2 protein-coding genes and 2 pseudogenes are annotated in these 2,427 nt (G+C 40.3%); 3 read left to right on the forward strand and 1 reads right to left on the reverse strand.

Annotated features, from left to right (window positions below; all coding sequences use genetic code 11):
* Positions 1–1,107 (reverse strand): annotated as a pseudogene (locus AC6F75_RS10735) (RNA pseudouridine synthase); the annotation flags it as partial.
* A 103-nt stretch (positions 1,108–1,210) separates the two neighbouring features.
* On the opposite strand from AC6F75_RS10735, the gene trxA reads away from it, so the two are divergent.
* The 3 genes and pseudogenes from trxA to AC6F75_RS10750 all read left to right on the forward strand — a co-directional run.
* The gene (gene trxA / locus AC6F75_RS10740) at positions 1,211–1,510 is read left to right on the forward strand and encodes a thioredoxin (RefSeq protein ID WP_500715020.1); all 300 of its coding nucleotides are present in this window, start codon (positions 1,211–1,213) and stop codon (positions 1,508–1,510) included.
* Positions 1,511–1,513: 3 nt separating this feature from the next.
* Complete coding sequence (locus AC6F75_RS10745) at positions 1,514–2,110, forward strand: cyclic nucleotide-binding domain-containing protein (RefSeq protein WP_500715021.1); 597 nt, start codon at positions 1,514–1,516, stop codon at positions 2,108–2,110.
* Between the two features lie 63 nt (positions 2,111–2,173).
* Positions 2,174–2,427: pseudogene (locus AC6F75_RS10750) on the forward strand (hypothetical protein); the annotation flags it as partial.

The following is a 2,427-nucleotide window of genomic DNA, read 5'->3' on the forward strand; positions in this document are numbered from 1 at the left end:
TTGCTCAAACGGATTGACTTCCATTTCCAAACCATCAAGCATATGAGTCATCAGTATGGGTTCACACTTGCTTTTGCAGGCGGGGTAGAACTGTTTGTGTTTACGCACTTCAGATGCAGGCGATTGTCCCCACCAGAATTCGGCCATCGCTATGGGTTTCAAGTTGTTTTTAAAAGCAAAATGCAACAGCTTGGGTGCAGCACATTCTCCGGCACCTGCGGGGGGATTGTTGTTGAATATTTCGCCAATACTTTTCTCCATTCCCAACTGATTTAAAAATACATAATGGTCAAACAGTTTTTGCTGCAATTCGCCCGACTTTTGCCTGCGTTCCTGTTTTTGTTTGTTGATGGTGCTTTCAAATTCCTGAACCTTAGCAGATGCCGCAGCTTTTTGATAGTTCCAGTATTTGGTCATTTTTTTGAGCAAAATACTTTCTTTTTTACTTTCTTCACTTAAGGTGTTTTCAAAGGCTTCCAGTTCGTCTTGTGGAAGTGCTACCGTAATTTTCCTGCGTTTAGCATCCCGCTCAGTTTTCAGGGATTTGACACGCAGTTTTTGACGCTCCAAATCAACATCGGCATCAGTTTGAATTAGTTTTTGTTCTGCCAACGCCTGTTGATACTCTTCAGCCTGTTCCAGTTCCTCAATACTACGGTTGAGTTGGTTGAGAATTTCTTCTTCCTTTTTAAAAAAACCATCGGTTTCCAACATATCAAAAACAGGAGGCACAAAACGGGCGTGCTGGTTAGATTCAGCCAGTTTACCGGAAAATGCCCACAAATAACCCAATAACCCGTTTTCATTTTTACAAACCAAAACACCAAACATCTTTCCAATGACTAATCCCTTTTGGTCTTCTTTCAATCCGAAGTTGTGATTTATGTCGGTTTGTGTTTCCAGATACTGTTGCAGTTCAGCGGCAGCTATTAGACTTAAAGGATGCGGTTCATAGTAAAATGGAAAGGTAAACACCTCCGGAAGCGGAATGTGTGAAACATCAGTTTTAAAAAGTTGAAAGGGATTGTGAACCATGCCGCAAAGATAGTTTTTTTGAGGATTTCTGTGGATTTCGACTTTGTGAATCGTATCTTTGTTTAAGTGCAAAAGCAAGTGTTTTATGAAATGTTCATTAGCGTACTCATCAATCAAACCTAAAATATACAGTGAGCATTGCATCTGACCTATTAAAATTAATAAAAGAGTACAGATGAAATCAAAGTTTAGCGAAATTATCAACGACAGTAAACCGGTTTTGGTGGACTTTTTTGCTACCTGGTGCGGGCCCTGCAAAACACTGGCACCAATTCTGAGTGAAGTGAAATCCGAACTGGGTGAAAGTATAAAAATTGTCAAAATAGACGTAGATAAAAACCAGCCACTGGCCACACAATATCAGGTGAGGGGAGTGCCCACAATGATTCTTTTTAAAGAAGGAAAGCAACTTTGGAGGCAATCGGGAGTGGTTCCAAAACACGAATTGGTTCAACTTCTTAAGTCACATTTATAAGATATGGTTTTAACACAGTTGTTATATGATTATGGTGCTGAAAAGCTGGATTTTGTCAAGGGAGACAGAATTTTCAATGAAGGACAACACGCGCTGTGTTACTTTCAGATAGTGAGTGGCGAAGTCAAAATGAACAACTTCAATGAGGATGGTAAAGAGTTTATTCAGGGAATATTTTTTCCGGGACAAAGTTTTGGGGAGCCCCCGCTTTTTGCAGATGTGAAGTATCCGGCTCACGCCGAAGCATTATCAGATTCTGAGGTGCTGCGACTCTCCAAAGACAATTTCCTGGAATTGCTTAAAACCCATCCGGAACAGCATTTAGGAATTACCAAGGCACTTGCAGCGCGACTGTATTACAAATCAATCATGGCTGCAGAACTATCTTCACAAGAACCTGAGCACCGCATTTTACGCATACTGGATTATTTAAAAAAGCATGTTCATCAATTAACGGAACCTTTTTCATTTCAAGTGGATATAACGCGTCAGCAAATCGCAGACTTAACGGGACTGCGTGTGGAAACAGTCATCAGGGCAACAAAATCACTGGAGAAAAAAGGTGAATTAAAAATTAAAAACCGCAAGCTGTTTAGATAAATGGATATGACTCTAGTCATAAAGAGGTTCATCTTGTCCGATTAATTTTGTAAAATGAAAGATATGAGAAAAATTATATTTCCACTAGTTGTAGTACTGTTTGCAGTAATTATTACCTGTCGAAATTCAGAGGAAAAGCCGGTTGAACCTGAAGCAATCACAGAAACTGAAACCCACCACAGCGATGAAGAATTGCGTCTCAACAACGGCTTGAAGTGGCAGGCCAATATTGAAACTACCGAAGGTGTTTTGGCAATGCAGGAGCATTTACAGGCATTCAGGAATTTAGGACTGGATGATTACAATCAGTTGCGCAC

The sequence above is a fragment of the Planktosalinus sp. genome (assembly GCF_059864935.1).